The sequence below is a fragment of the Streptomyces sp. NPDC001634 genome (assembly GCF_040298185.1).
Lineage (GTDB): Bacteria > Actinomycetota > Actinomycetes > Streptomycetales > Streptomycetaceae > Streptomyces.
In genome coordinates, this window is sequence record NZ_JBEOZU010000043.1 from 48288 (window position 1) to 64557 (window position 16270).

General features: G+C 70.0%; 14 protein-coding genes and 2 pseudogenes. 12 read left to right on the plus strand and 4 right to left on the minus strand.

The window, feature by feature from the left end:
• The first annotated feature begins 218 nt into the window (after positions 1-218).
• Entirely contained in the window at positions 219-3593 is a 3375-nt protein-coding gene (locus ABT186_RS26850; protein WP_351927224.1) for a pyruvate carboxylase, read from the plus strand.
• Positions 3594-3803: 210 nt separating this feature from the next.
• Positions 3804-4323 (plus strand): annotated as a pseudogene (locus ABT186_RS26855) (ATP-binding protein); the annotation flags it as partial.
• Between the two features lie 121 nt (positions 4324-4444).
• On the opposite strand, the gene ABT186_RS26860 reads toward ABT186_RS26855, so the two are convergent.
• On the minus strand, positions 4445-5899 hold the full coding sequence (locus tag ABT186_RS26860) for a glyceraldehyde-3-phosphate dehydrogenase (RefSeq protein ID WP_351236624.1): 1455 nt from the start codon (positions 5897-5899) through the stop codon (positions 4445-4447).
• A 306-nt stretch (positions 5900-6205) separates the two neighbouring features.
• Here ABT186_RS26860 and ABT186_RS26865 point away from each other — a divergent pair, with 306 nt between their 5' ends.
• The 9 genes and pseudogenes from ABT186_RS26865 (at position 6206) to ABT186_RS26905 (ending at position 11771) form a co-directional block, all read left to right on the plus strand.
• Entirely contained in the window at positions 6206-6538 is a 333-nt protein-coding gene (locus tag ABT186_RS26865; RefSeq protein WP_351236622.1) for a hypothetical protein, read from the plus strand.
• Positions 6539-6611: 73 nt separating this feature from the next.
• The gene (locus ABT186_RS26870; RefSeq protein WP_351236620.1) at positions 6612-6917 is read left to right on the plus strand and encodes an enoyl-CoA hydratase/isomerase family protein; all 306 of its coding nucleotides are present in this window, start codon (positions 6612-6614) and stop codon (positions 6915-6917) included.
• A 16-nt stretch (positions 6918-6933) separates the two neighbouring features.
• Positions 6934-7104 (plus strand): enoyl-CoA hydratase-related protein, encoded by a 171-nt coding sequence (locus ABT186_RS26875; RefSeq protein ID WP_351927226.1) that lies wholly within the window; start codon positions 6934-6936, stop codon positions 7102-7104.
• A 24-nt stretch (positions 7105-7128) separates the two neighbouring features.
• Positions 7129-7293, plus strand: a complete 165-nt coding sequence (locus tag ABT186_RS26880; protein WP_351927228.1) for a hypothetical protein — start codon at positions 7129-7131, stop codon at positions 7291-7293.
• Positions 7284-7526: a Clp protease/crotonase-like domain-containing protein gene (locus tag ABT186_RS26885; protein ID WP_351236615.1), complete on the plus strand. Its 243-nt coding sequence runs from the start codon at positions 7284-7286 to the stop codon at positions 7524-7526. Before ABT186_RS26880 ends, ABT186_RS26885 begins: the two co-directional genes overlap by 10 nt.
• Positions 7517-7978, plus strand: a pseudogene (locus ABT186_RS26890) (acyl-CoA dehydrogenase family protein); the annotation flags it as partial. The gene ABT186_RS26885 and the pseudogene ABT186_RS26890, both read left to right, overlap by 10 nt.
• Before the next feature lie 159 nt (positions 7979-8137).
• Positions 8138-9484 carry a flavin-containing monooxygenase gene (locus tag ABT186_RS26895; protein ID WP_351927229.1) on the plus strand — a complete coding sequence of 449 codons (1347 nt, stop codon included), beginning with the start codon at positions 8138-8140 and terminating at the stop codon, positions 9482-9484.
• Positions 9481-10356: an SDR family NAD(P)-dependent oxidoreductase gene (locus ABT186_RS26900; protein ID WP_351232169.1), complete on the plus strand. Its 876-nt coding sequence runs from the start codon at positions 9481-9483 to the stop codon at positions 10354-10356. The genes ABT186_RS26895 and ABT186_RS26900 overlap by 4 nt, the downstream gene beginning before the upstream one ends.
• Positions 10353-11771, plus strand: a complete 1419-nt coding sequence (locus ABT186_RS26905) for an aldehyde dehydrogenase family protein (protein ID WP_351232171.1) — start codon at positions 10353-10355, stop codon at positions 11769-11771. The genes ABT186_RS26900 and ABT186_RS26905 overlap by 4 nt, the downstream gene beginning before the upstream one ends.
• A 16-nt stretch (positions 11772-11787) precedes the next feature.
• Here ABT186_RS26905 and ABT186_RS26910 read toward each other — a convergent pair whose 3' ends face one another.
• Complete coding sequence (locus ABT186_RS26910; protein ID WP_351927231.1) at positions 11788-12867, minus strand: AraC family transcriptional regulator; 1080 nt, start codon at positions 12865-12867, stop codon at positions 11788-11790.
• Between the two features lie 186 nt (positions 12868-13053).
• Here ABT186_RS26910 and ABT186_RS26915 point away from each other — a divergent pair, with 186 nt between their 5' ends.
• Positions 13054-14277, plus strand: coding sequence for an MFS transporter (locus ABT186_RS26915; protein WP_351927233.1), 1224 nt, complete (start codon positions 13054-13056; stop codon positions 14275-14277).
• A gap of 10 nt (positions 14278-14287) precedes the next feature.
• Here the strand turns inward: ABT186_RS26915 and ABT186_RS26920 are convergent, their stop codons facing one another.
• On the minus strand, positions 14288-14935 hold the full coding sequence (locus ABT186_RS26920) for a response regulator (protein WP_351927235.1): 648 nt from the start codon (positions 14933-14935) through the stop codon (positions 14288-14290).
• Positions 14932-16188: a sensor histidine kinase gene (locus tag ABT186_RS26925; RefSeq protein ID WP_351927237.1), complete on the minus strand. Its 1257-nt coding sequence runs from the start codon at positions 16186-16188 to the stop codon at positions 14932-14934. Before ABT186_RS26925 ends, ABT186_RS26920 begins: the two co-directional genes overlap by 4 nt.
• Positions 16189-16270 lie beyond the last annotated feature (82 nt).

Genomic DNA, 16270 nt, shown 5'->3' on the forward strand with positions numbered 1-16270 from the left:
TGCTGTGGCGGAGCCCGCAGTTCTGGATGACGCACTGGCCGAAGATGATGAAGGGCAGGCAGGTCCTGATCGGTTCGATGCAATGAGGCACGACGATGTCAATGTGATGTTTTCCGCCTTCAGTAAGCCACCAGCCCCCCCTAACGTTGCCGCGTGGCACGGCAGGTGCGTAGCCGACACCATGGTGTTCGTCGCCGACGGGCTGAAGGGAATCCAGGATGTTCCGCAAGGTGCTGGTCGCCAACCGTGGCGAGATCGCGATTCGCGCATTCCGCGCCGGGTATGAGCTGGGCGCACGAACAGTCGCCGTCTTCCCCCACGAGGACCGCAACTCGCTGCACCGGCTGAAGGCAGACGAAGCCTATGAGATCGGCGAGCCGGGGCACCCCGTGCGGGCCTATCTCTCCGTCGAGGAGATCGTCGGTGCGGCGCGCCGGGCAGGAGCGGACGCGGTGTACCCGGGGTACGGCTTCTTGTCCGAGAATCCCGAACTTGCCCGCGCCTGCGAGGAGTCGGGCATCACGTTCGTCGGGCCGAGCGCCCAGACCCTCGAACTGACGGGGAACAAGGCCCGTGCGGTGGCCGCCGCCCGCGCGGCCGGAGTGCCGGTGCTCGGCTCCTCCGCCCCCTCGACCGACGTCGACGAACTGGTCCGTGCCGCCGAGGACATCGGCTTCCCCGTGTTCGTCAAGGCGGTCGCCGGTGGCGGCGGGCGCGGTATGCGCCGCGTCGAGGACCCGGCCGCGCTGCGCGAGTCCATCGAGGCGGCTTCCCGCGAAGCGGCGTCCGCGTTCGGCGACCCCACCGTCTTCCTGGAGAAGGCCGTCGTCGATCCGCGCCACATCGAGGTGCAGATCCTCGCGGACGGACACGGCAACATCATCCACCTGTTCGAGCGTGACTGCTCGGTGCAGCGCCGCCACCAGAAGGTGATCGAACTGGCGCCCGCACCGAACCTCGATCCGGCGCTGCGGGAGCGGATCTGTGCGGACGCGGTGCGGTTCGCCCGGGAGATCGGCTACCGCAACGCGGGCACCGTCGAGTTCCTGCTCGACCGCGACGGCAACCACGTCTTCATCGAGATGAACCCGCGCATCCAGGTCGAGCACACCGTGACCGAGGAGGTCACCGACGTCGACCTGGTCCAGGCCCAGCTGCGCATCGCGTCCGGCGAGACGCTGGCCGACCTCGGTCTGTCGCAGGAGACGATCACCCTGCGCGGTGCCGCCCTGCAGTGCCGTATCACCACCGAGGACCCGGCCAACGGGTTCCGTCCGGACACCGGCAGGATCAGCGCCTACCGCTCGCCGGGCGGCTCGGGCATCCGCCTGGACGGCGGTACCACGCACGCGGGCACGGAGATCAGCGCACACTTCGACTCGATGCTCGTGAAGCTCACCTGCCGCGGCCGGGACTTCAAGGCCGCGATCGGCCGGGCCCGGCGTGCCGTGGCCGAGTTCCGCATCCGCGGCGTGGCCACGAACATCCCCTTCCTGCAAGCCGTGCTCGACGACCCCGACTTCCAGGCAGGACGGGTCACCACGTCCTTCATCGAAGAGCGCCCGCACCTGCTCACCGCGCGCCACTCCGCCGACCGTGGCACCAAGCTGCTCACCTACCTTGCCGATGTCACGGTGAACAAGCCGCACGGCGAGCGGCCCGAGCTGATCGAACCGGTCACCAAGCTGCCCGGCCTGACCACCACCGAACCGCCCGCGGGCTCCCGGCAGCGGCTCGTCGAACTCGGCCCGGAGGGCTTCGCCCGATGGCTGCGCGAGTCGCCGACCATCGGCGTCACCGACACCACGTTCCGCGACGCCCACCAGTCGCTGCTCGCGACCCGGGTGCGCACCAAGGACCTCCTCGCCGTCGCCCCTGTCGTGGCGCGGACCCTGCCCGAACTGCTGTCCCTGGAGTGCTGGGGCGGCGCCACCTACGACGTCGCCCTGCGCTTCCTCGCCGAGGACCCCTGGGAGCGCCTGGCGGCGCTGCGCGAGGCGGTGCCCAACATCTGTCTGCAGATGCTGCTGCGTGGCCGCAACACCGTCGGCTACACGCCGTACCCGACCGAAGTGACCGACTCCTTCGTTCAGGAGGCCGCCGCCACCGGCGTCGACATCTTCCGGATCTTCGACGCGCTCAACGACGTCAGCCAGATGCGGCCCGCCATCGACGCCGTACGGGAGACCGGAACGGCAGTCGCCGAGGTCGCCCTGTGCTACACCTCCGACCTGTCCGACCCGAACGAGCGTCTGTACACGCTGGACTACTACCTCCGCCTGGCCGAGCAGATCGTGCAGGCCGGTGCCCATGTCCTGGCCGTCAAGGACATGGCCGGACTGCTGCGGGCCCCGGCCGCCGCACAGCTGGTGTCGGCGCTGCGCCGCGAGTTCGACCTGCCGGTGCACCTGCACACCCACGACACCGCGGGAGGCCAGCTCGCCACCTACCTCGCCGCGATCCAGGCCGGGGCGGACGCGGTCGACGGCGCCGTCGCATCGATGGCGGGCACGACGTCGCAGCCGTCACTGTCGGCGATCGTGGCCGCGACCGACCACTCCGAGCGGCCCACCGGGCTGGACCTCCAGGCGGTCGGGAACCTGGAGCCGTACTGGGAGAGCGTCCGCAGGATCTACGCGCCGTTCGAGGCCGGCCTGGCCTCGCCGACCGGACGCGTCTACCACCACGAGATCCCCGGTGGCCAGCTGTCCAACCTTCGCACCCAGGCGGTCGCGCTGGGACTCGGCGACCGCTTCGAGGCCATCGAGGCGATGTACGCCGCCGCCGACCGCATCCTGGGCCGTCTGGTCAAGGTCACCCCGTCCTCCAAGGTGGTCGGCGACCTCGCCCTGCACCTGGTCGGCGCAGGAGTGGCGCCGGAGGACTTCGAGGCGACGCCTGACCGGTACGACATCCCCGACTCCGTCATCGGCTTCCTGCGCGGCGAGCTGGGCACCCCGCCCGGTGGCTGGCCGGAGCCGTTCCGCACCAAGGCGCTCCGGGGCCGCGCCGACGCCAAGCCCGTGCAGCAGCTGACCGCCGAGGACCGTACGGGCCTGGAGAAGTCCCGCCGTTCGACGCTCAACCGGCTGCTGTTCCCCGGCCCGACGCGCGACTTCGAGACCCACCGTCAGGCCTACGGCGACACCAGCGTGCTGGACAGCAAGGACTTCTTCTACGGCCTGCGTCCGGGCAAGGAGTACGCGGTCGATCTGGAGCCCGGTGTACGGCTCCTCATCGAACTGCAGGCCGTCGGCGAGGCCGACGAGCGGGGCATGCGCACGGTGATGTCCACCCTGAACGGCCAGCTGCGGCCCATCCAGGTTCGCGACCGGGCGGCGGCCTCCGACGTACCGGTGACGGAGAAGGCGGACCGGGCCAACCCCGGCCATGTGGCGGCGCCGTTCGCCGGCGTGGTGACGCTCGCGGTGGCCGAGGGCGACGAGGTGGAGGCAGGCGCCACGGTGGCCACCATCGAGGCGATGAAGATGGAAGCCACGATCACCGCCCCGAGGGCGGGAAGGGTGTCCCGGCTCGCCATCAACCGGATCCAGCAGGTGGAGGGCGGCGATCTCCTCGTCGAGATCGCGTAATCCGCTCTGGCGGCGGTCGACCCGCAACGCCTCGGCCGGCCCGCCACCGAGCTGTCCGGCGGGGCAGCGGTTCGGATGAATGACGGCCGCTTCATGGGCCGTCATCACAGTGCCCCGGGTACCGAGCGGTTGCTCGTTACCCGGGGCACGGTGCTGACCGGTCAGCGCTGGGTGGCGTCGAGGGCCGTGTCGGGGATCCAGGAGCCGTGGATCATTATCGCCGAGAACAGCCTGTTCGGTCTCTGCACCGACGGCCTCATCGAGGGCGCCGACTGCGATATGGACCTGGGTCTGTCCCGGCTCGGCGACGTACAACTCGACGACATCGCCCTTCTCCTGGCGCGCACGCACTCACGGGTGCCGACCACGTCGTGTCGTGGGATGCGCCCCTGGACCCGGCCGCCGTCGGTGACGTCCGAGCCCGGGCGACTCGCCAGGTGACGGCGTGGGATTCGAGGAACTGGCCGTGACTACGGAGCTCATCGTGAGTGAGCTGGTCACCCATGCGATCCCCTACGCCGCACCGCCCATACGGCTGCGACTGTTGCACGACGCCCGCCTCACCTGCGAGGTCGCCGATGCCAGCAGTACCGCCCCTCGGCTGCGGCATGCCCGGAGCACGGACGAAGCAGGCCGTGGCCTGTTTCTCGTGGCCCAGCTCGCCCATCGTCGGGGTGCTCGGTACACGGCCGGAGGAAAGGTCATCCGGGCCGAACAAGAGATTCCGTAGCCAAGGCGGAACCAAGCGAACATGAATGCCGCCCACCAGGACTCTGATGGGCGGCATTCATGCATCTTGCGACGGAGGTCCGGCCTGTCGCTGCGGACTACGGCGAGTGAACCTGCCCGGCTCAGACCGCCGGCGCCGGGTAGGTCGGGTACTCCACCCCGGACACATGCTGGACGACGCGGATGACCTGGCAGGAGTAGCCGAACTCGTTGTCGTACCACAGGTAGAGGATCGCGTTGTCGCCCTCGACCTTGGTCGCACCCGCGTCGACGATGGAGGCGTGGCGTGAGCCGATGAAGTCGCTCGAGACCGCGTCGGGGGCGCTGATGAAGTCGATCTGGCGCTTGAGCGGCGAGGTCAGCGACACATTGCGGAGGTAGTCGAGGACCTCTTCGCGGGTGGTCTCGCGCGCGAGCTGCAGGTTGAGGATCGCGATCGAGACGTCCGGCACCGGGACGCGGATCGAGCTGCCGGTGATCTTCGCCTTGAGGTCGGGCAGGGCCTTGGCGACGGCCGAGGCGGCACCGGTCTCCGTGATGACCATGTTGAGCGGCGCCGAACGGCCGCGGCGCTCGGACTTGTGGTAATTGTCCAGCAGGTTCTGGTCGTTGGTGAACGAGTGAACGGTCTCCACGTGCCCGCGGAGTACGCCGAACTCGTCCTCCATGGCCTTCAGCGGCGGCACGATCGCGTTGGTGGTGCAGGACGCGCACGACAGGATCTGCTCGTCCGGCTTGATGGTGTCGTGGTTGACGCCATGGACGATGTTGGGGACATCGCCCTTGCCCGGCGCGGTCAGGACCACCTTGTCGATGCCGGGGCGCAGGTGCTTCGACAGGCCCTCGCGGTCGCGCCACTTGCCCGTGTTGTCGATGAGGATGGCGTCCTTGATGCCGTACGCCGTGTAGTCCACCGAGGTCGGGTCGTCGGCGTAGATCACCTTGATCTCGTTGCCGTTGGCTGTGATCGTGCTGTTCGCCTCGTCAACGGTGATCGTGCCCTGGAACTGGCCGTGGATGGAGTCACGGCGCAGCAGCGAGGCGCGCTTGACGAGGTCCCCATCGGCCCGGCCGCCGCCCCCGCGCACGACGATGGCGCGCAGTCGCAGACCGTTGCCCGAGCCGGACTTCTCGATCAGCAGGCGGGCGACAAGACGGCCGATGCGGCCGAATCCGTAGAGGACTACGTCGCGGCCCTCGCCGCGCTCGATCTTGTTGGCGCCCGTGGCGCCGGCAACGGCCTCGGCGGTGAACTCCTCCACCGACAGACCGCGGTCGTCGGTGTTGTATGTCGCGGCGAGCATGCCGATGTCGATCTGGGAAGGGCCGAGATCGAGCGTGGTCAGAGCCTGCAGGAACGGCAGCGTGTCGGTGACCGAGAGTTCCTCGCCGGCGATCTGCCGGGCGAACCGGTGGGTCTTGAGGATGCTGACGACCGACTTGTTCACCAAGGAGCGGCTGTGCAGCAGGACCGTGACGTCCCGCTCCCGGTGCAGCTTCCCGATGATCGGGATCATCGACTCCGCGATCTCCTCGCGGTTCTTCCAGTTGGTGAACGAGTCCTCGTTGACAGTCACAGATTTATCTTTCGAGCTAGGCGGCGCTCATATGCTAACCCCACGCTGCTTCGGCCCTCCGAGCGGTCCCTGGTTCGCCCCCTGCCGCACGGTCCTCGGAGCCCGGGTGCCGACGTGCTGCGCCCGCGAGGCTGTCGGCGCCGCGCTCGCCCATTCCGGTATTCCGAGCCTTTCGGTGATATGTCTCACTGGGGTAGTTTATTGTTCAACCACGTCGAATTGCGTAGCTTGAATCGCGCCGAAAGAAAACGGCGGCTTCCATCGTTCACAACCAAAGAACGATGAACTGTGCAAGGAGGAAAGATCATGAAGAAGCTCATGCGGCGTATCGCGACCACGGGAGTTTCCGCCGCGCTCGTCGGAGGTGCCCTCCTTGCCGCCAGCGGCTCCGCGACTGCGGCCACCCAGCAGGTGAACGCCCACACCCCGGCCCGGGTCGCTGTGGTCGAGCGCCAGGGTGCGCATACCCACCCCGACCCGTGGGTTGCGGGCCAGCTGGCGATGCTCGACCCCTGGATCGCGGATCAGCTGGCGATATTCGAGGCAACCGGAAATCCCGTTCATCAGTACTCCGTGAACGACTGGCACCATGTCGTCCGAGCGCACGCGGATATCCCGTACGAGGGCCCGCGCCGCTGATCTTTTCACCACCGTGGTGGTGGTTCGGCGGGCGCGCCCGTGTCAGAAGTCAGAGGCGTCCGGCCGGCCGCACATGCCGCAGACGGCCAGACGCAGGGCACAGCCCGCCGTGCTGTACGTGGTGAAGGACCGCACGGCGTATCCGACCCTGAACCGGCCCGACCGGCTCAACGCGGTCGACCCCCGTATGCCCGGCGAACTCGCCGCGGCGGTACGGCGTGCGGGCGCCGACCCGGAGGTCCAGGTCATCGTGCTGCAGGGAGCGGGGCGGGCCTTCTGTTCGGGGTACGACCTGAAGATCTACGCGGAGGACGGGCAGGGCACCCAGGGCTCCGGTACCGGGACGGGGTGTGGGACCCGACCCAGGACTTCACGATGATGAAGCGGTCTTCACGATGATGAAGCGGTTCACCGGCGACTATTTCTCGTTGTGGCGGTCGCTGAAGCCCGCCATCGCCAAGGTGCACGGCCATGCGGTCGCCGGCGGCAGCGACATCGCGCTCTCCTGCGACGTCGTGATCATGGCGGAGGACGCCCGGATCGGCTACATGCCCGCGCGGGTGTGAGGCTGCCCGACCACGGCGATGTGGGTGTACCGACTGGGCGCCGAACCCGCCAAGCGCATGCTGCTCACCGTCGACGGACGTACGGCCGCCGATTGGGGACTGGTGCTGGACGCCACACCGGCCGACGAACTGGACGCACGCGTCGCGACGCTGGCCGACCGGACGGCCAGTGTGCCGGTATGCCGGTGAACCAGCTGGCCATGCAGAAACTGATGATCAATCAGGCGTACGGCAACATGGGGCTGCACGGCACCCAGATCCTCGCCACGTCGTTCGACGGCATCACCCGGCACTCGCCGGAGGGCCGCTGGTTCCAGGAGTTCGCCGCGACCCACGGCTTCCACGAGGCGGTCAAGTGGCGCGACACGGGCCGCTGGATCCCCGACGGCGGCGGCCCGGTCCCCACCGCGGCGCGCAGATGATGAAGTGCCTGGAGGCCGGTCGGCTCCAGGTTGCCGCCCGTCCACTGGGCGTGGGGCGGGCGGCACTGGAGGACGCTCTGGCGTACGCGCAGGAGCGGGAGTCGTTCGGCAAGCCGATCCGGCAGCAACAGTCGATCGGCAACTACCTGGCGGACATGGCCACTTCGCTGACCGCGGCGCGCCGGCTCACCCTCTACGCGGCGCACGAGGCGGAAGCGGGACGGCGCGTGGACATGGAGGCGGGGATGGCCGAGCTGTTCGCCTCCGAGACGGCCATGCAGATCGACCTCAACGCCGTCCGTATCCACGGAGGTTACGGCTACTCCACCGAGTTCGACGTGGAACGCTACTTCAGAGAAGCGCCGCTGATGATCGTCGGTGAAGGCACGAACGAGATCCAGCGGAACGTGATCGCAAGCCGGCTGGTGAAGCGAGGAGGCCTCGACCCATGAGGCGTGAGGGGTCCCGCTCGTCGGGCAGAAGCCCGCCGGGCGGCCGTCGTGTGGCCGCCACGGTCCCCTGCGTGGCCGCGCAGGTCAGTTCCCGCCGAACACCGGGTGCATAGGTTTCCGGCAATCCCTGCGAGGTGTGAGGCGAAAGGAGGCGACCCCGTGGAGGAAAACAAGTACGACACGTGTGTGGTCGGCGCGGGACCTGCGGGTCTGGCGGTCGCGAGGGCGCTGGCGGAGCGAAATCTTCCCTATACCCATGTCGAACGCCACTCCGGGCCGGGAGGCCTGTGGGACATCGACAACCCCGGCAGCCCCATGTACGAGTCGGCCCATTTCATTTCCAGCAGGACGCTCTCCGGATTCGGTGGATTTCCGATGCCGGATCATTTCGCGGACTATCCGTCGCACCGGCAGATCCTTTCCTACCTGACGTCGTTCGCGGAGTCGTACGGACTGATGGACCGGATCGAGTTCGGAGTGGAAGTCCGCGACGTGGTGAAGAACGCGGACGGTACCTGGACGGTCGTCCGGTCCGACGGGCGGGAGAGCGTGCACGGGCGGGTTGTCGTGTGCACCGGCGCGCAGTGGCACCCCAACATCCCGGATCTTCCGGGGAACTTCACCGGGGAGATCCGCCACACCCTCACCTACCGGAGCAGCGATGAACTGCGCGGCAAGCGGGTGCTCGTCGTGGGCGCCGGGAACTCCGGGTGCGACATCGCCTGTGACGCGGCCCGTGCCGCCGACCATGCGGTGATCAGCATGCGCCGTGGCTACTGGTTCATACCCAAGCACCTTTTCGGACGGCCGGTGGACACGATCGCCGCCCATGGACCGCACCTGCCGATGTGGCTGCAGCAGAAACTCTTCGGTGCCATCCTGCGGCTCATCAACGGCGATCCGCGCCGGCTCGGCCTGCAGAAACCGGACCACAAGCTCTTCGAGACCCACCCCGCCATCAACTCGATGCTGATCCACCACCTTCAGCACGGCGACATCGCGGCCAGGCCCGGGATCGCCCACGCCGACGGCAGGACGGTCCACTTCACCGACGGCACCAGCGACGACTTCGACCTGATCCTGCTGGCGACCGGGTACGTCCACAAGGTTCCGGTCGCCCAGCGGTACTTCGGCAGTGAACAGCACCCGGATCTGTACCTGTCGGCCTTTTCCAGGGAACACGAGGGGCTGTTCGGCGTCGGCTTCGTGGAGACGAACTCAGGCGCCTACCAACTCTTCGACACTCAGGCGCAGTTGATCGCCGGGTTCATCCAGGACACGGTGCTGGGCCTGCCGACCGCAGAGCGATTCTCCCGAATGATCCGCAGCGACCGGCCCGACCTGTCCAGTGGCCTGAAGTTCGTCGACTCGCCACGCCACACCGGTTACGTCGACAGCGCGGCCTTCGCGAAGTACCTCGCGAAGGCCGCGGCCGAGATGGGCTGGCGCACGGAAGGCCTGCCGCCGTGTGTCACGCAGGTCCGGCAGCAGGCGGTGGCGTCATGACGTACGACTTCCGGGACAAGGTCATCGCCGTGACGGGCGGTGCGGGCGGCATCGGCAGTGCGCTGTGCCACCGCTTCGCCTCCGGCGGTGCCCACTGCGTGGTCGTCGACATCGACGAGAGGCGCGCCGAACTCGTCGCCGCCGGACTTCCGGGTACGGGCCACACGGGCATCGGGGTCGACCTGCTGGACCGCACAGCGGTGGAACAGCTCTTCGACCACGTCGCCACCACCCACGGCCGTCTGGACGTCCTGGTCAACAACGTCGGCATGACCAGTGCCGAACGGTTCGACGTGCGCAGCGTAGAGAGCATCGAGCGGGAGATCGACCTCAACCTGCTCTCCCCGTTGGTCACAACGCGCATCGCCATCCCGCTGCTGAGGGCCTCCGGCGACCCCCGGGTGATCACGACGGTCTCCCTCGGCGGGATCTTCCCGCTCGGGGAGACCCCCATCTACACCGCTTCGAAGTTCGGGCTGCGCGGAGCGATGCTCGCCATCGCACTGGATCTGCGGGACAAGGGCATCCGGGCCGGGTCCGTGCTGCCCTCGGCGACCGACACCCGCATGCTGCGCCAGGAGGCCGTGGACGGCGGAAACTCCATGCAGTTCCAGGACCCGCCGCAACAGCCGGCCGATGTCGTGGCCGCAGCCGTGAGCCTGCTGGACAGGCCACGCCTGGAGGCGTACCCGCGCCCCGGCGAGTCCTGGCTGGTACGGATCGCGATGCTGGCACCGAACCTGCTGCCCAGGCTCTTCCCGCTGTTCCGCAGGCGCGGCGAGCGCGGCATGGCCCGCTACCTGGAGGATCTGCGCCGCCGAGGGCTGGCACGGCGGACCGACGGCCGCTGGGAACTGGTGGAGGAAGCATGAACGCAACGACCACGGAAGCACTGCGCGTCGTCAACCCCGCGACCGGCGAGACGATCACCACGCTGCCCGCCGCGAGCGCGCGCGATGTCGCGGAGGCGTCGGCGCGGGCGCAGCGGGTGTTCGATGGCGGGACCTGGGCCCGGCGGGCACCGCGCGAGCGCGCTGCAGTGCTGCTGCGCCTGGCCGACCTCATGGAACGCGACGCCGACCTCCTCGCCCGGCTGGACAGCGAGGACGCGGGCAAACCGATCACCGAATGCCGGACCGGCGACGTCCCGGGGGCGATCGAATCGATCCGATGGTTCGCGGAGGCGGCCGACAAACTCTTCGGGCGCCTGGCCCCGACCGGGCACGAGCACCTCGGGCTGGTGAGCCGGGAACCCGTCGGAGTCACCGCCGCGATCCTGCCGTGGAACTACCCCTTGGCGATGGCCGCATGGAAGGTGGGTCCCGCGCTCGCCGCGGGCAACTGCCTGCTGCTCAAACCCGCAGAGGCCACCCCCCGGTCCGCCCTGCACCTCGCCGACCTGGCATCGGAGGCGGGCCTTCCGGCCGACGTGCTCACGGTGCTCCCCGGCCACGGCCCTGTCGCGGGCACCGCCCTCGCCCGTGATCCGCTGGTGGGCGCGTTGTCGTTCACGGGCTCCACCGCCACCGGGCGCCGCATCCTGGCCGACGCCGCGGAGACCAACTTCAAAAGGGTCTCCCTGGAGATGGGCGGCAAGAGTCCTCAGATCCTGATGGCCGACGCGCTCGGCTTCGGCGACGAACTGATCGACAACATGATCGAGGCCGCGTTCCTGACGATGGGCCAGAACTGCACGGCCGGCTCCCGCATCCTCGTCCACCGGGACATCGGCGACGAGGTCCTGGACCGGTTCACGACCGCGGCCGAGGCACTGGTCGTCGGAGATCCGGCCAGGCCGGAGACACGCATGGGACCTCTGATCAGCCGCACGGCCCGGGACCGGATCGCCGCCGCCGTGGACGAAGCCGTCGCCTCCGGCGCGCGGGCCCACACCGCCGGCCTGCCCCAGGGCCTGCACCCGCACGGCGCCTACTACCCGCCGACGATCGTCACCGCGGCACCCGAGGACAGCAAGGTCATGACCCGTGAGCTGTTCGGGCCGGTCGTCACCGTCCGGACGTTCACCACCGAAGAGGAAGCGATCCGGCTGGCGAACGCCACCGAGTACGGTCTCGCCGCCTCCGTCTGGACCCGCGACCTGGACACCGCCCTGCGCCTGTCCCGCGGCATCCAGGCCGGAGTGGTCTCCGTCAACGCCTACAGCGAGGGCGACATCACCACCCCCTTCGGCGGCTGGAAGCAGTCCGGATTCGGCGGCGCGGAGAAGTCCACCACCGCCTTCGAGCAGTGGACCAGACAGAAGACGGTCTGGATCCGCACCCGCTGATCGCGCCTTCCCGCGCTCAGCCGCCGATGATCCCGTTCTGCTCCAGGGCCTGCTCGCGCAGCTGCAGCGGAGTCATGCCGTGCCACCGGTGCACCGCCCGCCGCAGCGCGCGCACATCGGAGAAGCCCGCCCTCCGGCCGATGTCACGCAGCGTCAGTTCCCGCCGCCGCAAGAGCTGTTCGACCCGCTCGCGGCGCACCCCGTCGACGACCGCCTCGTAGGTGGTACCGCACTCGGCGAGACGCCGGCGCAGCGTGCGCTCGCTGGAGGCATGTCGGCGGGCCTGCTCGATGAAGGAGGGAACCTGCGGGAGGCTCTGCGCGATGGAGATCTCCAGCACCTCCAGCAGGTCCTGCTGATCGCGACGGGACGTCGTCTGCTGCTCCAGCAGTTCCAGCACTTCGGCACAGGTGACGGGGTCGCGGCCCGGCATGGACCGGTGAATCCACGGCGCGGGGAACACCATGCGGTTGCCGGCCGTGCCGAAGCGCACCGGGCAGCGGAACAGTTCGCTGAAGGGGCGTGTGTCGCGCGGCGCCGGAAAGGCGAACTCGACGCTCTGCGGGGCGAACTCGGGACCGCAGCTCAGCCGGGTGAGCGTGACGACGCTGGCGAACGCCTCCTCGGCCAGGAAGACGGCGACCGCCGGATCGAGGGCGGGGTCGGGCAGTTCGGCCCGCAGCACATAGCCGGCGTCCTCCGCCGTCGCCGACCAGACCACCATCGCTCCGGAGAGGTTCTGGTAGCGCACGCCGGTCTCGATGGCGTCCCGCAAGGTGTCGGAGGCCATCTGGGCGAACCCCAGGAGCCCCCATGCGGTGAGGTGCTGCGCGGCTCCCACCCGCAGGCCCAGATGCTCGTCACCCGTGAGTTCCACCGCCCGCCGGATGACGGCGCTGCCCTGCCGGTAGGAGACGCGCAGCGCGGCCGAGCGCATCACCGCCTCGTCCAGGCCCACCTGCGCCAGCAGGGGCTGGAGGTCGACGCCGTACCCGTCGGCCACCAGGGCGAGGTAACGCAGGATGTTCGGCTGGATGGTCGCCGAGGTGCTGCGGCTGGTTCCCGGCGGGTGCGGCGGGGCGGAGCTGTCGGACATCGCGTTCCTCACGAGCAGGGCGTTGCTCGCTCCACAGTAGGCAGCAGGACCCCAGCCGTCGCGCGCGTGGCCGCGGCGGTCCCCGATCTGGCCCCTGGCGTCCTGTGTCCCGTCCCCGCGATCTCCCTACGGTTGCGGCACCCTCGCACCCCGATCCGTCGGTGACCCGTGAAACGAAGGTCTACTATGACGTTTTCCCTGCGCACCCCGGCTCCGAAGCAGCTCGTGGAGACGGACCTGCACGCGCGGGCCCGGCGGGCCACGGCGGCCGTGTTCGCCGCCCAGGGAGCGGCCGTGGCCGCCGTGTCCACCACGGTGCCGGCCGTGGAGCGGCAGCTGGGCCTGTCCCCTCTGACAATGACCGCGCTCACTGTCGCCCTCGCCCTGGCGGCGGGCGCAGGCAGTTTCGCCGGGCTCGCCGCGGTGCGGCGTCTGGGCGCGGTCGCTGTCATGCGCGGTGCGGCCCTTGTGGCCGCCGGCGCCCTGCTGATCGTCGGACGGGCTCCGGACCCGGCCGTGGCCACCGCCGGGTACCTCCTGCTCGGACTGGCTCTCGGCGGCATCGACGTCTCGGCGAACACCCGGGCAACCGCCGTCGAACTCCACTACGGCCGCAGCATCTTCGCGTCCTTCTACGCGGCCTGGAGCGCCGCCGGGGTCACCGGCGCACTCCTGACGGCCGGCATGGCCCGCCTGGGGTGGCCGGTGGCCGACGTCCTGACGGTGCATGCCGCGCTGGTGGCGGCCCTCGCGCTGACCGTCCGCGCGCACCGACTCGCCGCACCCGAGACGTCGCAGCCGGCCGCCGGACGCCGACCGGCACCTCAGGGTCGCGGCCTGTGGGCAAGGCTCGCCCCGTTCGGATGCGTCCTCCTGGTCGCCTACGTCGTCGACTCCACGGTCTCCGCCTGGTCGACGGTGTATCTCCACCGCACCCTCGGCGCCTCGCCGGCCGCCGCCCCCCTGGCCTACGCCGCCTATCAGGTGGGCACCGTCACCGGCCGGGCATGCGGCGACCGCCTCGTGCGCAGGATCGGACCGGCCGCGGTCGTCCGTACTGCCACACTCTTCACGGCCGCCGCCCTGGCCGGACTGGCCGCGGCTCCCGGGTGGCCGTACGCGGTCCTCGCCGCGGGGTGCGCGGGCCTGGGCGTCGCCGTGCTGGTACCGCTGTGCCTCGCCTCCGCCGGCCGTCTGCGCCCCGATGCCGCCGAGGACGTGCTGGCCCGGCTGAACGCCTTCAACTATGCCGGTGTGCTCTTGGGGGCGGGGGTCAGCGGAGCACTGGGCGCCACGGGCCTGTTCCGTCTGGCGTACGCCGTGCCGGCCGGTCTGGCCCTGGTGCTGCTGACGACGGCACGTCACTTCGGCGCATCGCCCGGTGCTGCCTCGACCCGCGTAGGCGGTTAGACCGCTCACGTCAGTCGAGGTCGAGGAGCCCCCTGCGGACGGCCTCCGACACGGCTGCCGCCCTGTTCTCGACGCTCAGCTTCCGGTAGATGCGTACGAGGTGCGTCTTGACGGTCGCCTCGCTGAGGAACAGGGATTGCGCGATGGCCCGGTTGCTGCGGCCCTCCGCCATCAGCCGGACGACCTCGATCTCGCGTCCGGTCAACTCGTGGTCGGGACTGACCACTTGGCCGACGAGTGCGCCGACGACCTCGGAGGCAAGGGCCATGATCCCGGAGGCCGCGCCACGGACGGCCCGGAAGAGTTCCTCGGGCGGACCTGCCTTCAGGACGTAGCCGCGCGCGCCCGCCTCCAGTGCGCGCACGACGTCGGTGCGGCCGGAGTAGCTGGTCAGCATCAGTACAGGTACGTCCGGCGCTGCCGTCGCCAGCCGGCGGACCGCCTCGATACCGTCGATTCCGGCTCCCGGGCCGGCGAACCGCAGGTCCATCAGCACGACGTCCGGCGCCAGCCGGCCGGCAAGGCGCACGGCCTCCTCGCCGCTCTCCGCTTCCGCGATCACGTCGAAGTCCGGTTCGCCCTCCAGCAGGGCCCGCAGCCCCGCCCGTACCACGGCGTGATCGTCCGCGATCAGCAGGCGGATGGGTGCGGCGGTCATCCCGCGGTCGCCGAGGTCATGGGCGCGAGAGGGCGGGCTGCCGGATGCGCGGGCACGGCGGCCCGGACCCGGGTGCCACGGCCCGGCACGCTGGTGACCTCCAGATCACCGCCCCATTCGCGCAGCCGGGCCCGTGCCGCGGGGAGGCCGAAGCCGCGGTTCGGCCGGGCGGCTGAGCGGGCGAGGGCGGGGTCGAAGCCGACGCCGTCGTCGCAGACGTCGAGTTCGACCCGGTCTGCATGGTGGTGGAGGGTGACGAGCACGTTCACCGCGTGTGCGTGCTCGCGCGCGTTCGCCAGCGTGCTCTGCGCGACGCGGAACAGGGTGGCGGCGGCCTGCTCGTCCAGCAGGGGGCGATCGTCTCCCACGGAGCGGAACCGCACCCGCGCCCCGGTGCCGTCCTTCCCGGCCTGGGCACACAGCAGACGCAGCGAGCCTTCGAGCCCGGCTTCGGCGACGGCGGAGGGGGTGAGCCCCTGGATGATCCGGCGGGTCTCGGTGAGATTGGCGTCCAGCCCGTCGGCGACCGCACGGACCCGGGTGCGGGCCACAGTCGGCCGCTGCTCCCAGTCCCGCTCGGCCGCCTGGAGCAGCATCAGACCGGCGGCGAGTTCCTGGGCCAGCGTGTCGTGCAGATCCCGGGCGATACGTGTGCGCTCCGCGAGCATGCCCGCCCGGCGCTGCTGCTCGGCCAGGACGTCGCGCGTACTCTGCAACTGCTCCACGAGACGTCGGCGTTCGGTGGCGTCCCGCTGCTGCATGCGGTACAGGGCCAAGGTGCTCCAGACGGCCGCCACGGGGATCAACCCCATCTCCGGGTCGAACCGGTCCGTCGTCCGGATCAGTTGCCCGCCCAGCACGACGGTGATCACGGCCACCGCAACGACGGCCGAACGGCCTCCCAGCGCACGCAGGGCCGCACACGCCAGCGGAACACCGCACCAGGCGTACGCGGTGGTCAGCGGCGCCGGGGCGAGAAGGACGAGAACTCCCCACAGGATGAGCAGCACCGAGACCCAGGCGCACCGGCCGAGCGGACCAAGCCGGTTCCACAGGGCCAGACCGGCCGTGTACACCAGAGCCAGCAGACCGCTGACGGTGACCATGTCCCAGCACAGCGCGCTGCGCATACTGACGAACCGCATGACGGCGGCGCCGACGACGAGGAAGAACACGAGGTGCGGGGCGTGTTCGAGCGTGAACCGCCTGCCGCGGACCGTCGGTGCTTCATGGGCGGGAGCGCGGTCGGGCACGGCAGATTCCCCTGGACGGACTGATCCACTCGGAAGGACGTCCGAGTCTATCCGCGCGCTGTATGACCGATGTGAAGAGCGG

Bases quoted from the DNA above. Each gene is read 5' to 3' on its own strand.
- ABT186_RS26850 (WP_351927224.1), top strand. From the start codon at position 219: ATGTTCCGCAAGGTGCTGGTCGCCAACCGTGGCGAGATCGCGATTCGC.
- ABT186_RS26865 (WP_351236622.1), top strand. From the start codon at position 6,206: ATGAAGAAGCTCATGCGGCGTATCGCGACCACGGGAGTTTCCGCCGCG.
- ABT186_RS26870 (WP_351236620.1), top strand. From the start codon at position 6,612: ATGCCGCAGACGGCCAGACGCAGGGCACAGCCCGCCGTGCTGTACGTG.
- ABT186_RS26875 (WP_351927226.1), top strand. From the start codon at position 6,934: ATGATGAAGCGGTTCACCGGCGACTATTTCTCGTTGTGGCGGTCGCTG.
- ABT186_RS26885 (WP_351236615.1), top strand. From the start codon at position 7,284: ATGCCGGTGAACCAGCTGGCCATGCAGAAACTGATGATCAATCAGGCG.
- ABT186_RS26900 (WP_351232169.1), top strand. From the start codon at position 9,481: ATGACGTACGACTTCCGGGACAAGGTCATCGCCGTGACGGGCGGTGCG.
- ABT186_RS26905 (WP_351232171.1), top strand. From the start codon at position 10,353: ATGAACGCAACGACCACGGAAGCACTGCGCGTCGTCAACCCCGCGACC.
- ABT186_RS26910 (WP_351927231.1), bottom strand. From the start codon at position 12,867: ATGTCCGACAGCTCCGCCCCGCCGCACCCGCCGGGAACCAGCCGCAGC.
- ABT186_RS26915 (WP_351927233.1), top strand. From the start codon at position 13,054: ATGACGTTTTCCCTGCGCACCCCGGCTCCGAAGCAGCTCGTGGAGACG.
- ABT186_RS26920 (WP_351927235.1), bottom strand. From the start codon at position 14,935: ATGACCGCCGCACCCATCCGCCTGCTGATCGCGGACGATCACGCCGTG.